Source organism: Pseudomonas sp., assembly GCF_050739775.1.
In the GTDB taxonomy this organism is placed as follows: Bacteria; Pseudomonadota; Gammaproteobacteria; order Pseudomonadales; family Pseudomonadaceae; genus Aquipseudomonas.
Genome location: NZ_JBOICA010000024.1, coordinates 1 through 19,812, shown reverse-complemented (window position 1 = coordinate 19,812; position 19,812 = coordinate 1). Strand labels below are relative to the sequence as shown.

Annotated in this window: 15 protein-coding genes and 1 pseudogene; 11 read left to right on the top strand and 5 right to left on the bottom strand. The window is 56.7% G+C overall.

Annotated features, from left to right (window positions below; genetic code table 11):
• Positions 1-226 precede the first annotated feature (226 nt).
• Complete coding sequence (gene rlmM / locus ACRESH_RS14200) at positions 227-1,291, top strand: 23S rRNA (cytidine(2498)-2'-O)-methyltransferase RlmM (protein ID WP_431742593.1); 1,065 nt, start codon at positions 227-229, stop codon at positions 1,289-1,291.
• Positions 1,292-1,451: 160 nt separating this feature from the next.
• Complete coding sequence (tusA, locus tag ACRESH_RS14195; protein ID WP_038608848.1) at positions 1,452-1,694, top strand: sulfurtransferase TusA; 243 nt, start codon at positions 1,452-1,454, stop codon at positions 1,692-1,694.
• Here the strand turns inward: tusA and ACRESH_RS14190 are convergent.
• Entirely contained in the window at positions 1,691-3,088 is a 1,398-nt protein-coding gene (locus ACRESH_RS14190) for an MATE family efflux transporter (RefSeq protein WP_431742592.1), read from the bottom strand. The two genes, tusA and ACRESH_RS14190, sit on opposite strands and share 4 nt — an antisense overlap.
• Positions 3,089-3,243: 155 nt before the next feature.
• On the opposite strand from ACRESH_RS14190, the gene pdxB reads away from it, so the two are divergent.
• Complete coding sequence (gene pdxB, locus ACRESH_RS14185) at positions 3,244-4,386, top strand: 4-phosphoerythronate dehydrogenase PdxB (protein WP_431742591.1); 1,143 nt, start codon at positions 3,244-3,246, stop codon at positions 4,384-4,386.
• 52 nt (positions 4,387-4,438) lie between these two features.
• On the opposite strand, the gene ACRESH_RS14180 is transcribed toward pdxB, so the two are convergent.
• Complete coding sequence (locus ACRESH_RS14180; protein ID WP_431742590.1) at positions 4,439-4,612, bottom strand: PA1571 family protein; 174 nt, start codon at positions 4,610-4,612, stop codon at positions 4,439-4,441.
• A gap of 285 nt (positions 4,613-4,897) precedes the next feature.
• On the opposite strand from ACRESH_RS14180, the gene ACRESH_RS14175 reads away from it, so the two are divergent.
• The 4 genes and pseudogenes from ACRESH_RS14175 (at position 4,898) to mqo (ending at position 10,485) form a co-directional block, all read left to right on the top strand.
• Positions 4,898-6,670 (top strand): ABC transporter transmembrane domain-containing protein, encoded by a 1,773-nt coding sequence (locus ACRESH_RS14175; RefSeq protein ID WP_431742589.1) that lies wholly within the window; start codon positions 4,898-4,900, stop codon positions 6,668-6,670.
• 161 nt (positions 6,671-6,831) lie between these two features.
• A pseudogene (locus ACRESH_RS14170) lies at positions 6,832-7,605 on the top strand (methyl-accepting chemotaxis protein); the annotation flags it as partial.
• Positions 7,606-7,728: 123 nt separating this feature from the next.
• On the top strand, positions 7,729-8,496 hold the full coding sequence (locus ACRESH_RS14165) for a methyl-accepting chemotaxis protein (RefSeq protein WP_431742642.1): 768 nt from the start codon (positions 7,729-7,731) through the stop codon (positions 8,494-8,496).
• Positions 8,497-8,886: 390 nt separating this feature from the next.
• Positions 8,887-10,485 carry a malate dehydrogenase (quinone) gene (mqo, locus tag ACRESH_RS14160; RefSeq protein ID WP_431742588.1) on the top strand — a complete coding sequence of 533 codons (1,599 nt, stop codon included), beginning with the start codon at positions 8,887-8,889 and terminating at the stop codon, positions 10,483-10,485.
• A gap of 62 nt (positions 10,486-10,547) precedes the next feature.
• Here mqo and ACRESH_RS14155 read toward each other — a convergent pair whose 3' ends face one another.
• A complete protein-coding gene (locus ACRESH_RS14155) occupies positions 10,548-10,922 on the bottom strand; it encodes a glycine zipper domain-containing protein (protein WP_431742587.1) in 375 nt (124 codons plus the stop codon).
• Between the two features lie 720 nt (positions 10,923-11,642).
• On the opposite strand from ACRESH_RS14155, the gene ACRESH_RS14150 reads away from it, so the two are divergent.
• Positions 11,643-12,608 carry a phospholipase D-like domain-containing protein gene (locus tag ACRESH_RS14150; protein ID WP_431742586.1) on the top strand — a complete coding sequence of 322 codons (966 nt, stop codon included), beginning with the start codon at positions 11,643-11,645 and terminating at the stop codon, positions 12,606-12,608.
• 821 nt (positions 12,609-13,429) lie between these two features.
• Here ACRESH_RS14150 and ACRESH_RS14145 read toward each other — a convergent pair.
• Both ACRESH_RS14145 and ACRESH_RS14140 read right to left on the bottom strand, forming a co-directional pair.
• The gene (locus ACRESH_RS14145) at positions 13,430-14,683 is read right to left on the bottom strand and encodes a hypothetical protein (RefSeq protein WP_431742585.1); all 1,254 of its coding nucleotides are present in this window, start codon (positions 14,681-14,683) and stop codon (positions 13,430-13,432) included.
• 508 nt (positions 14,684-15,191) lie between these two features.
• Entirely contained in the window at positions 15,192-15,899 is a 708-nt protein-coding gene (locus ACRESH_RS14140; protein ID WP_431742641.1) for a toll/interleukin-1 receptor domain-containing protein, read from the bottom strand.
• A gap of 840 nt (positions 15,900-16,739) precedes the next feature.
• On the opposite strand from ACRESH_RS14140, the gene ACRESH_RS14135 reads away from it, so the two are divergent.
• The 3 genes from ACRESH_RS14135 (at position 16,740) to ACRESH_RS14125 (ending at position 19,728) form a co-directional block, all read left to right on the top strand.
• A complete protein-coding gene (locus tag ACRESH_RS14135) occupies positions 16,740-18,041 on the top strand; it encodes an SIR2 family NAD-dependent protein deacylase (RefSeq protein ID WP_431742584.1) in 1,302 nt (433 codons plus the stop codon).
• A 329-nt stretch (positions 18,042-18,370) separates the two neighbouring features.
• Positions 18,371-19,063 carry a hypothetical protein gene (locus ACRESH_RS14130; RefSeq protein WP_431742583.1) on the top strand — a complete coding sequence of 231 codons (693 nt, stop codon included), beginning with the start codon at positions 18,371-18,373 and terminating at the stop codon, positions 19,061-19,063.
• A gap of 167 nt (positions 19,064-19,230) precedes the next feature.
• Positions 19,231-19,728, top strand: coding sequence for a hypothetical protein (locus ACRESH_RS14125; protein WP_431742582.1), 498 nt, complete (start codon positions 19,231-19,233; stop codon positions 19,726-19,728).
• Positions 19,729-19,812: the final 84 nt, after the last annotated feature.

Here is a 19,812-nt window from a genome sequence, read left to right as displayed (position 1 = left end):
GCGATCTTCCCTGCTGTCGCCGGTTCACTGCCTCTGTGACGGTCCGCACGGCACGGACCTGGCTGAACGGTCAGGTTAGACCTGTTTGGCACACCTGACCAAGTACTGGACCGGCGGGGCATGTCGCCGGTTCCGAACTTGCTTTATCATTCGCCGATTTACCGGCGCAGTGCATTGCGTCCGGTCAGGGTTGGGGTGATTGGCCGCCAACCGTCCTGGAGTGAAGATGAATACCCTGTTTATGCATTGCCGGCCCGGCTTCGAGAGCGAAGTCTGTGCCGAAATCGCCGAGCATGCCGCCCGGCTGGACGTCGCCGGCTATGCCAAGGCCAAGCCGCAGAGCGCCTGTGCCGAATTTATCTGCAACGATGGCGAAGGCGCTCAACGCCTGATGCGCGAACTGCGCTTTGCCCAACTGATCTTTCCCCGGCAGTGGGCTCGTGGCAACTTCGTTGAACTGCCGGAAACTGACCGTATCAGTGTGCTGCTTGAGTCCCTGGGCGATTATCCGGTGTGTGGCAGTGTGTGGCTGGAGGTGATGGACACCAATGACGGCAAGGAGCTTTCGACATTCTGCCGCAAGTTCGAGGTGCCGTTGCGCAAGGCCTTGACCAAGGCTGGGCGCCTGGTGGAGGACCCGAGCAAGCCGCGTCTGCTGCTGACCTTTGTCAGTGGGCGGCGGGTGTTTGCCGGGATTGCCGCTGCGGACAATTCGGCCATGTGGCCGATGGGCATTCCACGCCTAAAGTTTCCGCGTGAAGCGCCGAGCCGCTCGACCCTCAAGCTGGAGGAGGCCTGGCATCATTTCATTCCTCGCGACCAGTGGGATGCCCGGCTATCCGACGACATGACCGGCGTTGACCTGGGCGCGGCACCGGGTGGCTGGACCTACCAGTTGGTCAAGCGTGGCATGCTGGTGACCGCTATCGATAACGGGCCCATGGCCGAAAGCCTGATGGATACCGGTCTGGTTCAGCACCTGATGGCTGATGGTTTTACTTACAAGCCCAAGCAGACAGTGGATTGGATGGTCTGCGACATCGTCGAGAAGCCGGCGCGCAGTGCGGCCTTGCTGGAAACCTGGTTGGGAGAGGGCCTGTGCCGTGAGGCGGTGGTCAACCTCAAGCTACCGATGAAGCAGCGCTATGCCGAGGTGCGGCGCTTGCTGGAACGGATTGAGGAGGGGTTCAAGGCGCGCAAGGTCAAGGTGTCGATTGGTTGCAAGCAGTTGTATCACGATCGGGAAGAGGTGACCTGTCATCTGCGGCGCCTGGACCTGAAACCGCGGTGACCACCTGTGGGAGCGGATTTATCCGCGAAGGGCCACAGCGCGGCCCCAAAGACGAAACTGCTATGCAGTTCTTCGCGGATAAATCCGCTCCCACAACTGTTGATTATTGCCCGCACAACGGTGAGGGAGCGACAATAGCTGATTGTTTCCGGAGTTCTACATGACCGACTTCACCCCAGACGCCATTCTCGACGCCACCGGCCTCAACTGCCCGGAGCCGGTGATGATGCTGCACCAGCACGTGCGCGACTTGGCCGCCGGTGGCCTGCTCAAGGTTATCGCCACCGATCCGTCGACCCGTCGCGATATCCCCAAGTTCTGCGTGTTCCTCGGTCACGAACTGGTCCAGCAACAGGAAGACGCTGGCACCTACCTGTACTGGATCCGCAAGAAGCTCGACTAAGCGCGTTGCGCCCGGCGAATGTGTTTACCACTGCTGCGCGCCAGGCGAATCGACAACATCAAGGCCGCGCAGGTCAATCCGGCGATCAGGCCTTCCCACAAACCGTTGGGGCCGCTGGCAGGGCCGAAGTAGTCGGTCAAGCCCAGCACATACCCCACCGGCAGGCCAATGCCCCAGTAAGCGAACAGGGTCAGGATCATGGTCACCCGGGTGTCCTGGTAACCCCGCAGGGCGCCCGCCGCGATCACCTGGATGGCGTCGGAGAACTGATAGAGCGCGGCATACACGATCAGCATCGCGGCAATCTGGATAACCGTCGTGTCCGGGGTGTAGATCGAGGCGATCGGCTCGCGCATCAGCAGAATCAGGCCGGCCGAGAAGCAGGCAAACACCAGAGCGGCGCCCAACCCGACCAGGGCGGCAAAGCGCGCCTGGCGCGGCTCTCCAGCACCGACTGCCTGGCCTACCCGCACTGTCACCGCCATCCCAAGTGAATACGGAATCATGAACAGCAGCGAGCTGATGTTCAGGGCGATCTGGTGGCCGGCCACCACGGTCGGGCCGAGACTGCCGATCAGCAGGGCGATCACCGCGAAGATGCTCGACTCGGCGAACACGGCGATGCCGATTGGCAGGCCAACGCCCATCAGGCGTTTGATGACCGGCCATTGCGGGCGTTCAAAACGTACCAACACCCGGCTGTTCTGGTAGGCCGGGGCCCAGCGGGTCCAGGCGGCCATGCTCAGGGCCATGAACCACATGACGATACCGCTGGCCCAGCCGCAGCCAACGCCGCCCAGGGCGGGCAGGCCGAAGTGGCCGTAGATCAGTATGTAGTTCAGCGGGATATTCAGCAGCAAGCCCAGGCAGCCAATGACCATGCTTGGGCGGGTGCGGCCGAGGCCGTCGCTGTAGCAGCGCAGCACGTAGTAGAGGGCGATGCCGGGAAAACCGAAGGCAATGCCTTGCAGGTAGCCCATGCTCGGCCCGACCAGTTGCGGATCGACGTTCATCACCTGCAGCACCGGCTCGGCGCTGATCAGCATGCCACTGGCAATCAGACTGACACCCACTGCCAGCCACAAGGCCTGGCGTACCAGTGGACCGATTTCGCCATGTTGACCGGCGCCGAAGCGTTGGGCCACCTTGGGGGTGGTGGCCAGCAGGATGCCGGTCATCAGCAGGAATACCGGAATCCAGATCGAGTTGCCCAATGCCACCGCCGCCAGGTCGCGCGGGCTGACCCGGCCGGCCATCACCGCATCAACGAAGCCCATGGCGGTGGTGGCCAGTTGGGCAATGATGATCGGCGTTGCCAGCAGCAACAGGCTGCGCAGTTCGGTGCGCACGCGAGCAGAGCGGGACAGGGGAGGGTAATGGGTGTCGGCGGTCATGGGTGTCACAAGGCAGGTGTCCACAAAAAAGGTGCGCAAAGCCGACTAGTCTACGCTTTGACGCATCGGTCAGGAAATATGCCCGGCGTTTTTGTGTCCGGCTGGATAAGCGTCCCTGCAAAAGCCTACACTGCGCACCCCGATAGGAGAGCGCCATGCTGATTGTTGCCGACGAGAATATTCCGCTGCTCGATGCCTTCTTTGCAGGTTTTGGCGAAATCCGCCGCTATCCAGGGCGCGCCATTGACGCAGCCAGTGTGAAGGACGCTGACGTCCTCCTGGTGCGCTCGGTGACCCGCGTCGATCAGGCGCTGCTTGAGGGCAGCAAGGTGCGTTTCGTCGGCACCTGCACCATCGGTACCGATCACCTGTCCCTGGACTACTTCGCCCAAGCCGCTATCCAGTGGTCCAGTGCGCCGGGCTGCAATGCCCGTGGGGTGGTCGACTACGTGCTGGGTAGCCTGCTGACCCTGGCCGAGCTCGATGGCGCCGACTTGTCTCGCCGTACCTATGGTGTAGTCGGTGCGGGTGAGGTGGGCGGGCGTCTGGTAGAGGTGCTGCGCGGGATGGGTTGGCAGGTGCTGGTGTGTGATCCGCCACGCCAGGCTCGTGAGGGCGGCGACTATGTGAGTCTGGAGCAGGTGCTTGCTGAATGCGATGTGATCAGTCTGCATACCCCTCTGACCCGTGAGGGCCAACAAGCCACCTGGCACTTGCTCGGTAGCGAGCAACTGGCGGCCCTGCGCCAGGGCACCTGGCTGATCAACGCCAGCCGCGGACCTGTGATCGATAACACTGCATTGCGTGAGCTGCTGCTGGAGCGCGAGGATGTGTTGGCGGTGCTGGATGTCTGGGAGGGCGAACCGCAGGTCGATCTGGAACTGGCCGACCTCTGTGTGCTGGCCACCCCGCACATCGCTGGCTACAGCCTGGACGGCAAGCAGCGCGGAACTGCACAGATCTACCAGGCCTTCTGTGCCTGGCGCGGCGAGCCTGCGCCGGTGCAGCTGGCGGATCTGCTGCCCCAGCCCTGGCTGGCCGAGATCGGTCTGCAGGCTGAATCTGATCCGGCCTGGGCCTTGGCCACCCTGTGCCGCGCTGTGTACGACCCACGGCGTGATGATGCCGAATTCCGTCGCAGTCTCAGCAGCGACCCACTTGAGCAGAAGGCTGCCTTCGATGCCTTGCGCAAGCACTATCCGCCACGTCGCGAGATAGCAGGGCTGGCGGTGCGCCTGCACGGGGAGGCGCCACACCTGGCACAGATGGTCCGGGCCCTGGGTGGCGTGCTGGTCTGACCACAGGCAATAAAAACCCGGCGCTTGGGCCGGGTTGAAGAATTCGGGTGGTTCAGTCTTTCTTGGCGGGGTCTTTGCGGCTTTGCTCCAGCTTTTGGCAGGCCTCCTGGACCATCGCTTCGGTGATGGTGATCTCTTTACCATCCGGGCCGATGATCGAACCGCCGACAGGTGTCTGCGGGGGCAGCGCGGCTTTTTCCTGGGTATTGCCTTGTTGCAAGCTCATTTCCTGTCTCCTCATCAGGTTGCAAGCTCAGACTAGAGTCGCCTTGTGACCGGCCTATGACAGCTCCTTTGGTTATCACTGTGCGATCTTTCCAGTCCACCAGAAAGCCAACTAAACCTCCAGTGGTACTTTAGACCGAAACGGTCTAGTTGGTAGTCGCTTGGGTCTTAATCCGCCTATGTGCTCAGGTTCAGGAGGTGACGTCTGCTCATTGCCATGAGTTCCTTGGCGCTGGATGAGCGGTCCGGTGTAGGCTGCGGGAAACAGCTGACAGATGGACTCTTGATGTTCAACAGGCTCTCCCCCCGACAGCGTCAGGCCGTGCGACTGGGCTGGCATTTCATCCGACCCTACAGCAAGCAGGCGCTGTTGGCGTTGCTGGCTCTGGTAGCGACCGCTGCAATCACCCTGTCGATGGGCCAGGGCATTCGGCTATTGGTCGACCAAGGCTTCATGAGCCAATCGCCGCACTTGCTCAATCAGTCCATTGGTTTGTTTCTGCTGTTAGTAATAGCCCTGGCCATTGGCACCTTCAGCCGCTTTTATCTGGTGTCGTGGATCGGCGAGCGTTGTGTGGCCGATATCCGCCAACAGGTATTCGATCACCTGATCTACCTCCACCCTGGTTTTTTCGAGAGCAACCGCAGTTCCGAGATCCAGTCGCGGCTTACCGCCGACACCACCTTGCTGCAGTCGGTGATCGGCTCGTCGTTATCGTTGTTCCTGCGTAATGCCCTGATGGTGCTGGGGGGTATCGTCCTGTTGTTCGTCACCAACCCCAAACTCACCAGTATCGTAGTGCTGGCCTTGCCCCTGGTGCTGGCGCCCATCCTGATCTTCGGGCGGCGGGTGCGCAGCCTGTCGCGCCAGAGCCAGGACCGGGTGGCCGATGTCGGCAGTTATGTGGCCGAAACCCTGAGGCAGATCAAGACAGTGCAGGCTTACAACCACCAGGCCAGCGATCAGCAACGCTTCGGCCGTACGGTGGAAGCGGCCTTTACGGTCGCGCGCAAGCGTATCTTGCAGCGCGCCTGGCTGATCACGCTGGTGATTGTGCTGGTGCTCGGGGCCGTGGGCGTCATGCTCTGGGTCGGTGGCATGGATGTCATTGCCGGACGGATTTCCGCGGGCGAACTGGCGGCCTTCGTTTTCTATAGCCTGATCGTCGGCGGTGCCTTCGGCACCCTCAGCGAGGTGATCGGCGAACTGCAGCGCGCCGCCGGGGCGGCGGAGCGGATTGCCGAACTGCTGGCCGCACGCAGTGAAATCACCGCCCCCTCAGAGGGGGTGGAGCGCTCGGTAGCGCGGGTCAGCGGCCGCCTTGAACTGCGGGATGTACGCTTTGCCTACCCGTCGCGGCCTGAGCCTGCGGCCATCGTTGGGCTGAGCCTGAGCGTCGAACCGGGAGAAACCCTGGCCTTGGTCGGGCCTTCGGGCGCGGGCAAGTCGACCTTGTTTGACCTGCTGCTGCGCTTTTATGACCCCCAGCAAGGCCGCATCCTGCTCGACGGCCAGGACCTGAGGCGGCTCGACCCTCAGGATCTGCGCCGGCACTTCGCCCTGGTGGCGCAGAACCCGGCACTGTTTTTCGGCACCGTCGAGGACAACATTCGTTACGGACGAGCCGATGCCAGCACTGCGCAGGTAGAAGCCGCGGCGCGCAGTGCTCACGCCCATGAGTTCATCCTGCAACTGCCCCAGGGCTATCAGACCCACCTGGGCGATGCCGGCCTGGGCTTGTCAGGTGGCCAGCGTCAACGCCTGGCCATCGCCCGGGCCTTGCTGGTGGATGCGCCGATCCTGCTGCTGGACGAGGCCACCAGTGCCCTCGATGCCCAGAGCGAACACCTGATCCAGCAGGCGCTACCGACCTTGATGAGCGGACGTACCACCCTGGTGATCGCCCATCGCCTGGCCACGGTGCAGCATGCCGATCGCATTGCGGTGGTCGACCAGGGCCGCTTGGTGGCTATAGGCACCCATCACCAATTGATCGCGCAGAGCCCCTTGTATGCGCGGCTGGCGGCCTTGCAGTTCAACATCGTTACAGAAATGTGACAGCGCCTTACAGGCTGTCACATTTCTGTAGCAATGCCTTGAGACTATCTAGCTCAGCTGTTGCGTAAGGCTCGAACTTGGCTGCTATCGAATGATGGCAGCTTTTTTTTCGCCTGTGCCAGCTGCCATTGAACGAGGACAGGGACGTCTTTGCCTGGTCGATGCCGCGTTGCGTCGCTCTCTTTTTCCTTGTTCCGAGATTCCTTCCGATGTTGCGTAAATCCCTCAGAGTGCAAATCCTCGCGTTACTTGGTGGCAGCCTGTTGGCGATACTGATGATTGCGCTGGTGTGCTTTCAATTGCTGTCGTCCAGCGTGCGCGGCTACGGGCAATTGATCGACGGGCCATTGCAGGCCTCGCAGTTGATTGATGAGGCCAATCTCCAGTTCAAGGTACAGGTCCAGGAGTGGAAAAACGTGCTGTTGCGCGGCAAGCAACCCGCCGAACTGGACAAATACTGGCAGCAGTTTCTTGCCCGTGAGCAGCAAGTGCAGGGCATTCTCGAGCAGTTGATCCAGAGCAACGAAGGGTCACTCAAGACCCGCGCCGAGCAGCTCAAGGAAAGCCACCGTCAGTTGGGGCAGGCTTATGCGCGGGGGCGTCAGGCGTTCCTGGCGGCAGGTGCTGATCCGGCAGCCGGAGATCAGGCGGTCAAAGGGGTGGACCGGGCGACCAGTGAGCAGATGAGCGAACTGGTCAGCCAGCTGCGCAGCGATGCCCAGACCCGCGCCCAGGCCATCAATCAGTCGGCGCAACGCACCGTGTGGCTGGGGCTGCTGGTGATGTTCGGCTCGGCTTTGCTGATCGGCCTGTTCAGTCTCTGGTTGATCAATCGTAGCCTGATCGAGCCGATCCGTGGCCTGATCGAGTATGTCGCGCAGTTGAGTCAGGGGCGTTTCGAGGCACGGGTCGCCAGTGACCGCCAGGATGAGCTTGGCCGTCTGGCGATAGCGGCCAATACTGTGCGTGACTTCCTTGCCGATACCATCGCCCGCCTGCAGAACAACGCTGGCGAGTTGGAAGCGGCCAGCGGCGAATTGCGCAGCATCGCCGGCAGCATGGCCCGCGGTACCGATGACCAGTTCCAGCGGACCGACCAGGTGGCCACGGCCATGCATGAAATGTCTGCGACAGCGCAGGAGGTCGCGCGTCATGCGGCCGAAGCGGCACGGGCCGCCGATGATGCCGATCACAGCGCGCAGGCGGGCGAACAGGTGATGCAGGCGACCATCGACACCATTGCCACGGTCAATCAGGAGATTGCCGGCACGGCGGCGGTGATCCGCCACCTGGAGGCCGACAGCGCCAGGATCGGCAAGGTATTGGAGGTGATTCGCGGGATTGCCGAGCAGACCAACCTGTTGGCGCTCAACGCCGCCATCGAGGCGGCGCGGGCAGGAGAGGCCGGCCGCGGCTTTGCCGTGGTCGCTGATGAAGTGCGCAGCCTGGCCCAGCGCACAGCCGCCTCGATTGCCGAGATCAACCAGATCATCAGTGCCGTGCAGTCCGGCGCCCTGGAAGCGGTCAAGGCCATCGAAAGCGGTCAGCAGCGCAGTGAGGAGGGCGCCGAGCAGGTCCAGCGTGCCGGGCAAATGCTGCAGCGCATCACCCTGGCTGTGGAGGCGATCCGTGACATGAATCGCCAGATCGCCACGGCCGCCAAAGAGCAGACCAGCGTAGCTGAAGACATTTCCCGCAACCTGGTGGAGATCACCCGCATCGCCACCGCCAATCAGCAGGCAGTGCAACACACCGAACAGGCCGGGCATCGCCTGCATGGCCTGTCGGGGCAGCTCGGCGAAGTCACCGCGCGGCTAAGCGCCTGAAGAGAGGGGGGAAATCCGCCACATTGCACGCCGCCTGGGTGGCAATGTGGCGGATTATCGCCAGAAAAACCGTTGAAGATGGGGTGCGACGACTCGTCCTAGCTATTAGTCGTTGGTCTTGCATGAGTTGGCCTGTTTCGTGCTTAAAGGCGGTCAGGCCTAGGCCATGCAAGCACCCGGCGGCAGGTTACAACGCCCATCGTCAGGGTGACGACCGTTCCCGATCCATCGAACAACCCCAGCCGTCAACCATCGCCCGCGCGTCTAGGCCGCTTGCCTGAACGCCGAGCCCCGCTAAGCTTTGGTCTGCGCGAGCAACAACAAGAATCCGGGCGTGCACAACGGGATGAGCGGTCATTGCCAATTACTTCACCTCAATTGGATTGAATTATGAAAAAGATCCTGCTGACGCTCCTGTGCCTGAGTGTCATCGGTTGCTCCAAGCCCAGCGAGCCAGAGAAAAGCGTAGACGTGCTGCTGATCGGCGGCGGCATCATGAGTGCAAGTCTCGGTACTTACCTCAATGAGCTGGAACCCACCTGGTCGATCGACATCTACGAGCGTCTGGACAAGGTCGCCGAAGAAAGCTCCAACGCCTGGAACAATGCCGGTACCGGTCACTCCGCCTTCTGCGAGCTGAATTACACCAGCGAAGGTGCCGACGGCAAGATCGACATCAGCAAAGCGGTCGGGGTCAACGAACAGTTCGAGATCTCCAAGCAGTTCTGGGCCTACCAGGTCGAGCAGAACGTGTTGAGCAACCCCAAGTCGTTCATCAACAACGTGCCGCACATGAGCTTCGTCTGGGGCGACAAGAACGTCGAATTCCTCAAGAAGCGTCATGAAGCCCTGCAGCACAGCTCGCTGTTCCGCGGCATGGAATACTCCGAAGACCATGCGCAGATCCAGAAGTGGGTGCCGATCGTGATGGAAGGCCGTGCCGCCGACCAGAAGATCGCCGCGACCCGCATGTCGATCGGTACCGATGTCAACTTCGGCGAGATCACCCGCCAGATGATCGCCTCGTTGACCAAGCACGACAACGTCAAGCTGCATGTGCAGCATGAAGTGCGCGACATCGTGCGCAACGCTGACAACACCTGGACCGTGGTCGTTGCTGACCTGGCCAACAAAGGTGTCGAGCGCAGCGTGAAGGCCAAGTTCGTCTTCATCGGTGCCGGTGGCGGCGCCCTGAAGCTGCTGCAGAAGTCCGGCATCCCTGAAGCCGAAGGCTATGCAGGCTTCCCGGTCGGTGGCCAGTTCCTGATGACCGACAACCAGGACATCGTTGCCCGTCACAAGGCCAAACTGTACGGCAAGGCTTCGGTAGGTGCACCGCCGATGTCCGTTCCACACCTGGACACCCGTGTGATCGACGGCAAGGAAGTACTGCTGTTCGGCCCGTTCGCGACCTTCTCGACCAAGTTTCTCAAGAACGGTTCGCTGCTGGACATGTTCGCCGCACTGACCACTCACAACATCATGCCGATGACCCACGCCGGTATCGACAACATCGACCTGAGCACCTACCTGATGGGTCAGCTGATGCTCAGCTTCGATGATCGTATGCAAGCCCTGCGCGAGTACTTCCCGAACGCCAAGAACGAAGACTGGAAACTGCTGCAAGCCGGTCAGCGCGTTCAGGTGATCAAGAAGGATCCTGTGCACGGTGGCGTTCTGCAGTTCGGCACCGAAGTCGTTGCCGCCCAGGACGGCACAATCGCCGCACTGCTGGGTGCATCGCCAGGTGCTTCGACTGCCGCGCCGATCATGCTCAGCGTGCTGGAGAAGACCTACAAGGACCGCATCAAGACCCCTGAGTGGCAGGCCAAGCTGAAGGAAATCATTCCGACCTATGGCCAGAAGCTCAACAACAACCTTGAGCTGACCAACAAGACCCGTGAATGGAGCAGCTCGCGTCTGGGCCTGCTGTACGTTCCGGTGCAGCCGGAAGCGGCAGCTGCAGTACAGGCTGAGCCTGCGCTGTAAGGCTTGAATCGGTGGTAAGAAGCAGCCCCCTGTCCAGGGGGCTGTTTTGTTTCAGGCCTGGATCAGTGGCGCTTCTTGCGATGATCATTGGCCAGGTTGTTACCCAGTGCACCACCCGCCGCGCCGCCCAGGCCGGCACCGATCGCCGAGCCGGTGCTGCCGCCGAGCTTGCCACCGACCAGTGAGCCACCGGCCGAACCCAGGCCGCCACCAATGGCCGCCTTGGTCTTGTTGCCTTTCTTGGCGGCCATGGCGCTACCCGCTGCGCCGCCGACGCCGGCACCAATCGCAGCACCGGTGCTGCCGCCGAGCTGCTTCCCGACCACGTTACCCAGTACACCACCCAGACCACCACCCAAGGCGGTCTGGCCATCGCCGGCCATTGCGCCCTGCGCGCACAACAAGCCCAGAGTCAGGGCGGCAAGAGTCTTACGCATGTGTTTCAACCTCTAAGTTCGAAAGGCGCGCATTCTGCTGGCCTCGGCAGCGCTGCGCAATGCTGGCCAGTACAGTTTGTCGTATCGCGGGCACGAAAAAGCCCGCACGAGGGCGGGCTGATCGCTGAGTAATCTGGTCGGAGAGACAGGATTCGAACCTTTATTGGCCAGAAATGCCCAAAAGCGTGTAGTCGTGTAGTGCCCCGTTGATTCTATCTTCCCCGGAATCTCTAGGGTCTGAGCCAAATCCTCACCGTGCACCATAGTGAACGACGCACCCATTATGCTTATGAGCCTCTGGTGGATGCTTTCTCTCGGGCTGAAAGCTTCTTCTAGGTTCTGGTTCCAAGCACCGAACAGGGTAGGATTGGTAATGATATCCGGTTGGATCGCTTCTGGAGGCTGCGCCATTTGGGTTTGATCTGTCGAGTCTTTCGCACCTGCTTTGAACACCGGGTTGTGTGACCGATGATCAGCTTGGGGCGGCGCACAGATCGACGCGCGGGTGTAGATCTGGTTACACGAGGCCTGCTGGGATGCGGGCGCGAAGGCGGGCAGCTAGCTGGAGGCGGAGTGCTCCAAAGCCACCTCCAGTGTACGATCAAGTGACCCTAATTAGGCGCAGGATATCTAGAAAGCAGAGTTTCACGTATGTTCCAACGTACGAAGTAATACCTCTCAGCAAGATAATATTTTTGAACGACACATGGAAAAGTCATCGTGAGTTTCAGTGATTATGGCAAGCCAGAAACTATCTCCACCGAGGCATACTTTGAAAATATTCAGGAGCGGATCAAGGAAGAGCTGCGTAAGTCGCGCGAGAGCATCAGAATTTGTGTTGCTTGGTTGAGCAGCGACGCGTTTGAGTCGATCCTGCGGGAAGCAGTCAATAATGGCGTGCAGGTTGATATTATATTTAACGATGATGTGATTAATAAGAAGAACCTATCTACGAGTTTAGATGGTATCAATTTTTACCCAATTAAAACTAAGCGTTATCCGAATCTGATGCATAATAAGTTTTGCATTATTGATGAGTGCACGGTAATAACGGGTAGCTACAACTGGTCTAAAAGGGCGGGGCAGCATTTCGAAAATATAGTTATTGTGCGAAATGATTATACCCTTGTAGAAAGGTTCATGCATGAGTTCTACGATCTAATCAACCATTTCAGCGATTCCCATGACTTGAACAAGATTACTTGCAAAAAGCAAGGGTGTAGGTCGGAGTCTTATAACGTTGGTGTGCTTGGAAATGAGAGCGGTCTTTATGATGAGTCAACGCTAGCTGTATGGAATGTTTGCTGTAAGCACGGGCACATTACTTTCTTGAAAGAAGCACATGCGATCCATCTGAGGATGATGCTTGGCTTAAAAGACACTGATGACTTAGATTATGAGCTTTATCCGCTGGACAAGCCGGATATGTTGAGGCGGTTCCACAGAGAAAGAAATGATATGAAAGCCATGCAGGACGTCTTCACCAAGAACCTAGGGGTGGTCACCCATGCCGTGGGAAACATTTATGTCACAAACGAAAACCAGCATCTTGAATGGGGCGAACCCCAAGAATTTGCTATTGGTATGCTGTGGAGACATATGTATTATCGTAAGCTGATTCCAGAGGTTATAATAGATGGTCACGAAGATTTCAATATCGCGCCTATAGTTGGTCGGCATTGTTGAATCGGAGTTAATAGTATATGAATCAAGGTTTTTAGAGGTGTCAATGTGGCAGGTCTGGACTACTGAGGTACATCATTCTAGATCGCTACATTGATCTCTAGTTTCGGGCTGCTTTCTAACGATCTTTGCTATAACCACCTTCATACGATGCAATGAAATGCAGTGCTATCGCCAAAACTCAGAATCACTCAACCAGCGGAACAATCCGCTGCAAAGTCCCAGGACTCGCAAGCCTCGGAGAGCCATCAATCTCATACACGCAGTGCTCGATTATGCGCACACCCTGCGCCCGCAGGTTTCTGACGGAGGCAGCCCCCGTCCTTTCCCCACCAGCACCGTCTTGAGAGGAGGTAAATACCAATGCCGGAGGGAGCTCGACCCCCAATGCTTCCTTCGGGTTCAATGCGAATCCTGCATTCCATGAGTACCCCGCGAACTCGTCCGCTTTGATCGTCCGATACGTCTGTGACTGAGACACAAAAAGCTCATTCGAGTTGACGTTCACAATGCGAATCAGGGCGTCATCGTTGCGTCGACGGCCACGTGGTGAGAGCCGGATCAGGTCGCCTTTTTTAGGCACTTTCGTATCTGCTGGAACTGAGCTGTATCGCTGATTCAGCAACTGGGTAATCTCAGGGCAATCACAGATCTAGCAGGATCATTGAGGGGCGTAAGCGATGACATCAGACGTTCGAGCAGAGGGCGATACCACTTCGTAGTCCTGGGTAGATAGCATCGCGAATGGCGGTGATACGAGAGGCGCGGTGACCATGCTGCAGTCTTAACGGCATGACCAACCCTTGTCGTGGCGTTAAAACGGCTCAGATAGTTTCCTGGGACGCGGCTCTAATGGACTCAATCTTGGTTTCATAACGTTTGAAAAAATCTTGGGCTGAGGTAAACCAAGTGCCGTACCAGCCTTCGTAATTCTCCGCGATCGGATATTTGTGTTTGTAGTCAAGAATGTCGTCGAACCAATGCGCGCCCCCACCCGTTGTTTTCTGCATGAACAGTGCAGGGTGTGTTTGCCCAGAGAGAATGTTGGCATATTCTTCGGGGCCTATCACCCTTCCAAAAATCCGCCCTTGGTAGTCATCAGCCAGCTGCTTAAGCATGTCGTAGACTTCGGGGATCTGATGATGGTCTCCCCACCAAGCCGCAAAATTAAGATCGAAGGCGATACTGTAGATCTTCCAGTTTTTCGAATGCAGGTGTGCAAGTATCACTAGCTGTTGCGTAGTGCCATTGATGAGCACATGTACCGACGCTGGTGATGCATCCCTCAGCCACTGCATTTGTTCCCAATGGTAGGTAGAGATGGACTCGATCGCAAACATGCCCCTCTCGCCATGGGTCAGCCACTCATCGCTAACACCTGTCGTGTTACAGGCGCTTGCGATTTCAATGTCATTCATCTGGATCGTACCGGACTCCAGATACGCCAGTCGGTGCTCGCTGTCGTAATCAATCAGATCGATGAATCGGCTTGGCGACATGGCAAGGCTCGCTCTTAGGGCATTGACTCTGGCACCGCAGTCATAGAAGCGTTTCGCCAACCTGACCGCATTTGCACTGTTGGCCTGGTGTCGTTCGGCATCCAGCATCTTTCTAATCTCAGCAATCTCCACCGCGCACGTCGTTTGGGTGACCTCAGGGCTTTCATTGGCAAGGTGGGCTAGCTGACTTAGGGGGTAGATCGTTGACGCCCAGCCGTGGCTAGCACACGCACTGCGATAGATTTCCTCCTCGGTGCCAACGGCGGCGGCTATGCATATGACGACTTGGTCGATCTTGTCGCGGATATGGCAGTCTTCGCGCGTGAGTTTCTCGATGTCAGCCAACACTTTTGCCTGTGTTCCAGTGATTTGTCCTGTGCACAGTACGGCGATATACCTGCCGTTGGCCTTGATGTAGGACAGCAGGTCAGCAGGGCCTTGAGTCACTCGCCCTGAGAGATTCAAGGTATCTGAGAGGTTCTCATAATCGCTTGAGACGGTGGGTAGCAGTCGGCCCACGAATTTTTCGAGCTCTGCCCCATGCAGCAGCCCGATCTTAGCCTTCAGTATTTCAATCAAATCAATCCGTTCCTTATGATGAACTGACACGTGCAGGGTATGTTCGGGCCCCAAATCAGCCAATGATTGCTTCTATGACATTTGCAGACGCTATGGTTGATTACGGCGTTCGACATGCCGAGTCAGAGGAGCTCAGCCTGGTAGTGTCCAGTGAAGTCCTTTAGTGAACGTTTCAAGCTGCATATGGGTTACGGCATGCTCAACGAACTCATGCACTGCAACGGGAACGTGCTCAGGATGATCAGACACAGCCCTTTGCTGCGACACCTCGTGAGAGCTAGGGAAGGGCGTTCGCAGGTGTTGGCGAGGCGGGTGATCACGTTCTGACGGTCTCGAAGTCGGGTAGGGTCTGCATAACCAGCCCATCCAGGATTCAGCAGGGCTTAACGAGCTCTATCCGTGCGGAACAGAACACAAGTGGGCCTGCTGTTCAGGGCTGGGCTCCATAGCGCGATCGATCTTGATTAAATCCGGGTGTCTCCAAGCCTGCCCTGTGGATGCGTTGGCGCTAGGATGCTTGGGCATCATTAGACTTCAGCAAATCTGCGATCTCAGCAGCGATCTCATCAATGGTGTGCACCGCTGTGCTGCGCGCCACCTTGTCCGCGATCGAAGAACTGAAATCCATCACCTGCTGCTTGGTGATGTTGTGCCAAATCGGCAGCAAGATCTGTTCGCCTGACACCGAGCGGGTAACGATCCCGTCCAATTCGTAGTTCGTCCATCCCTTCTTGATAAACGCTGGGGACAGAACCACAAGTCCAACGCGGCTACTAACCAAGCCCTTATCAATTTTTTGGCGCAAGCTGTCCCCGATACGAAGTGTCATTTCGTCAAACCATACCTTGAGCCCAACTGCAATCAACGCATTGGCCAACGGCCTGACAAACTCGTCCTTGTCCTCAGACGCATGAGATATGAACACGTCATAGGTTTGCCCGTTCGACTGTGCCGGAGCTGGAACCTCGCTGCGGACGAGGCTGGGTACCTCAGATAGCGGACGACGATAGATTTCCGGAACCCCACTGGGCAGTGCACGTGACGTCCGTCCCCCACCGCCACCAGATGAAGAGGGTGATGACGATGACGGAGAGGAGTAGGAGGGGGAGGAATACGAGCGTGCTCCATAGCCCCCATAGCGGTTTCTACACGCAGGACAATTGGCTGCCGCGCTTGCGGAGCGGTGCCCCTTACTCGGTGCGGTGCATGTCGCCATATCGATTCTGACTCCCCAAACGCAAACGTGCGCCTTGTACATGCCCTGCCTCAGTCAATGGCAAGGTCAGTGGCATTAGCGGGACAATCCCATAGGTTCAGCGCTAGAAAGTCATGCCTTTTCGAAGCGCCTAGGCTGAAGGATTACTGATATTAATGTGCCACGCAACCTTGGTATTACGTGCGCTCAGAGCATTGATGTGACGTTGCGAGGCGGATCTTGAGGCGTCGCTTCAGGACGAGCCTAGTCGATCGGGTCAGATGGGGGCTGAAAGGGGGAGGGGTTAACTGGTTGAAATCTAACAAAAAGTATGGAGCGGGTAGAGGAAATCGAACCCTGATTGGCCAGAAATCACGGAAAGCGTGTAGCCGTGTAGCTTACCATTCTCCCCGAACCCAGCAGTTACTGGCAATTCCCGCAGAAATCTCACGGTGCACCATGGTGCACAACCCATCCTGCCCTTTGCCCTTACTGAACTCGGCCCTGTGCTGATCCCGCCAGTCAGCAGCCCGCTGGTCAGCCTACGAGCTCGAATCCCCAATCTATTATCGGCGTCCCAGTAATCCTCCGAACTCCCGGCAAGTCGTATCCGACCGCCGTCGCTCACTGGGAAGCCCTCCACATGGTAGATCACATTCAGAAGTGGCTGCAGCATGGCTAGGCCAGTTGCGGTCGTAAACCGCGTGCAGCCCAGCATCTTCTCGCAAGAGTGGCTCAATGCTAGCATCAGGGGCGCATTTCTAGGGTGATGTAAGCGTCCGGCATTTTCTGGATTTCGGAGTCATTCACCCTCCAAGGGACTTTCAGAGCGAGGGAAAAGGTTTGAGTTTGGACAGCAGCATGTTTGAGATCGCCTATGCCGCCGCTACACAGCGTCTGTGCTTATTCACCGGAACAGGATTCTCTAAAGCGATATCAGACCAAGCAGCGCCGGGATGGCAGGACTTGCTTGAGCAGGTATGCGATGGCCTACCTGATGGTGCTGACTTGAAGGCCACTTTGTTCCCAGCCATGGGTGATAAGCCTCTGAGCCTTGAAGAAGCAGCTCAAGTCATTGAGCTGAGGCTGAGCCGGCATAGCAAAAACATCAACACCGAAATTAAGAGCATCATCGAATCTCTTTCCATCAAGGGCGATTCAGTCCATGAGATAGAGAAATTCTATAAAAAATATGCGTTTCGGGTAGTTACAACGAATTACGATAAACTGTCTGAATCGTTGGCGGGGAACGACAGGGTTCAAAGCATTGCCCCTGGCAGGCCGATTCCCCGTTCCTCTGCACCAATAAAGGTTTACCACGTTCACGGATCGATTGATTCACCGGAAAACATGGTGGTCACATCCGATGACTATTTTCGCTTCATGGGTAGTGACTCATATTTCTCAAGAAAATTGAGTACTATTTTGCACGAAAACACTGTAGTTATTATTGGTTACTCGCTGGGTGACACCAATCTCAAGCGAATAATCAATGACTATAAGGCTTTCGCGAATAACCATGTTATAGGCTCTAACCTATTTTTTGTGTCACGAAGAAAGGTTGATCAGATTGTCAAGGATTTCTATTTCCATAGCTTCGGCATCCGGGTCGTTGATGGTCTGGAGGTGAAGGGATTTTTCACCGAACTCAATCGCAGCGCCAAGGAGGCCTCGAATATTGCTGAGCAATCTTTAAAGTCGATATCGAATGTCATCGAAGGTGGGAAACGCTTTACAGACACCTATATAAAGCTGGAGGATTCGTTCTTCCGTGTCATCGCTTCGTTGCCGGCGAAGGGATTTAGCCTGAAAGAACCACGTGTGGTGGAAGTCATTGGTGATTTCTTGGAGCGGAAGCGAGAATTCACTTTGGAAGCAGGTGCATGGGAGCAGTATGATCACCTTGCGAGTTGGCTTATTCACTTAGGTAGTGTGTTCGAAGTGGGAAATAGCTCAATCAGTGACATCTACTTGAAGGCAGTGAGGCGTTCGATGATGACTATGAGCAAGGAGAAGAGGCTTGGCTACTCCTGGCAAGCCTATAAACTATGGCTCAGCGGCTGGGCCTCCATTAGTGCAGCTAACCGAGCAATAATCCGAGAGTTCATCACCAAGGAAGCAGTTGGGACTGAAGGTCAGTTGATCGTTGATTCCATCGACTGAGCTGCATAGATCACGTCATGAGACGGGGAATCGTCTGATCGAGGCGATTCCCGTTGGCTCTGTCCTGTATTCCAGATATCTGTGGCTAGGCTTCCTCGAAGGCTTCACATGTTTCTAGGCAAGATCCAGCGTGCATGGGAGGCCATGGCTCGTGAAGGCAAAGAGCACATTTGTCGAGGGTACAACACCATGTATAGGCAAAAGGGAATGGAAGCTATTTTCCAGATGGCGGATGAGCCGCAACTTGCCAAAGTTCAAAGTTACACGCTAAAATTCTAAAGCGTAAGAGCAAGCTCGCCACCAGAGCTAGGAACTCGGATAAGACAAAAATGAAGCTATTGGAATTCTTGAGGAGTGCATCGCCAGAAGCAAATCGACTGGTGATTTATGCATCTATCGCCCTAGTAATAAAACAATTCTTGAACATTATTCCTGCCCCTATATCTGGCATGTATGAATTTGGATTGATTGTCGAAGCAATTTTAGCATCTGTCATTGCTAGCTATTTATTCTACCTGCTTGCAGTTCATGCAAAAGAGGTCTCAGATCGAAGCATCATTCAGCCATACCTGGATGATCATTTTAAAGGTATAGTTAGAGAGTGCAAAAGAAATTTAAGTAGCGTGTCGCAACAAACAGGATTAACGCTAGATGTCGCCACTTTGAAACTAGAAGAAATTCGTGCGGCTTTCAGTATGATCCAGGGTTCAGATCAAGCTCCAATAATTTTCGGGGAGCGTAACGGTACATGGATCCAATACCTGAATCATTATATGGAACGTACTTCAAGTCATACAAAAAGACTGCTGGTGCAGCTCCCCCACCTGAAGCCAGATGAAATTAAGGATATAGTCAATATTGATGAATGCAGATATTTTTGGCTGCTAAGCTCAGTAGTTGATATGGACAAGTTGCCGAAATATAGATTCAACCAGAGTCTAGAGTTTTTCTCAGAAGAACTTTTTAAGTACTGCCAGCACTGTAAAAAAATATCCGATAGGGTTTCATCTGTCTCTGTTTAAGGCGGTATAAGTTAGGGTTCCGTCTCATTAATCAATATCCAATTTTAGCAACGCTTCCTTTTTAGATAGGACGCGGGATGGGGATAAGAGTTCTAAGAACACAGTGCTAGGTGTTCAGTCCCAGATAGTCATGGTGCATCCTTAACCCCCCAGGAGGAGGATGCATTTTGGAAGGACGCATCCATGGTTCAGTCCGCACGACGCCACGAATTCTAGCCGAGCTCCAAGCGTCGAAAGAGTCGAATCGAAAGCTCGCCGCCCGCTACCGACTGAACGTGAAGAGCGTCGCCAAAGTGGCTATCACGAACCACTACGCAGGACGCTCGGATGGGGCCTACCAACCCGCGCAGCGCCAAGCTTACAGCCTCTGGAGAGGCGATGGTGGTGGAGTTCCGGCAGCGCATGATGATGCCCCTGGACGACATGCAGCACCCAAAAGCGGAGCCGCAGTCAAGTGCGGTAAGTTCGACAAAACGGAGATGGGCTATCTGCACATCGATAGCTCGGAGTTACGCCTTGAGAGCGTCAAGCAGCACCTGTTCGTGGCGATTGATCGCGTAACGAAGTTCACCTACGTCGCGTTCTTCGACTCCGCCACCAAGCGTAATGGCGCTGAGTTTCTACGTAAGCGGCCAGCGAACACACCTTCAGAATCCCCGTATTAAGGGCGATGGTGTCCGCCTATCTTTAAGCGGACGCGATCACCCTTATCGCCAGGATTCTCATGCGCCAACGAAGCTCTTATCCAA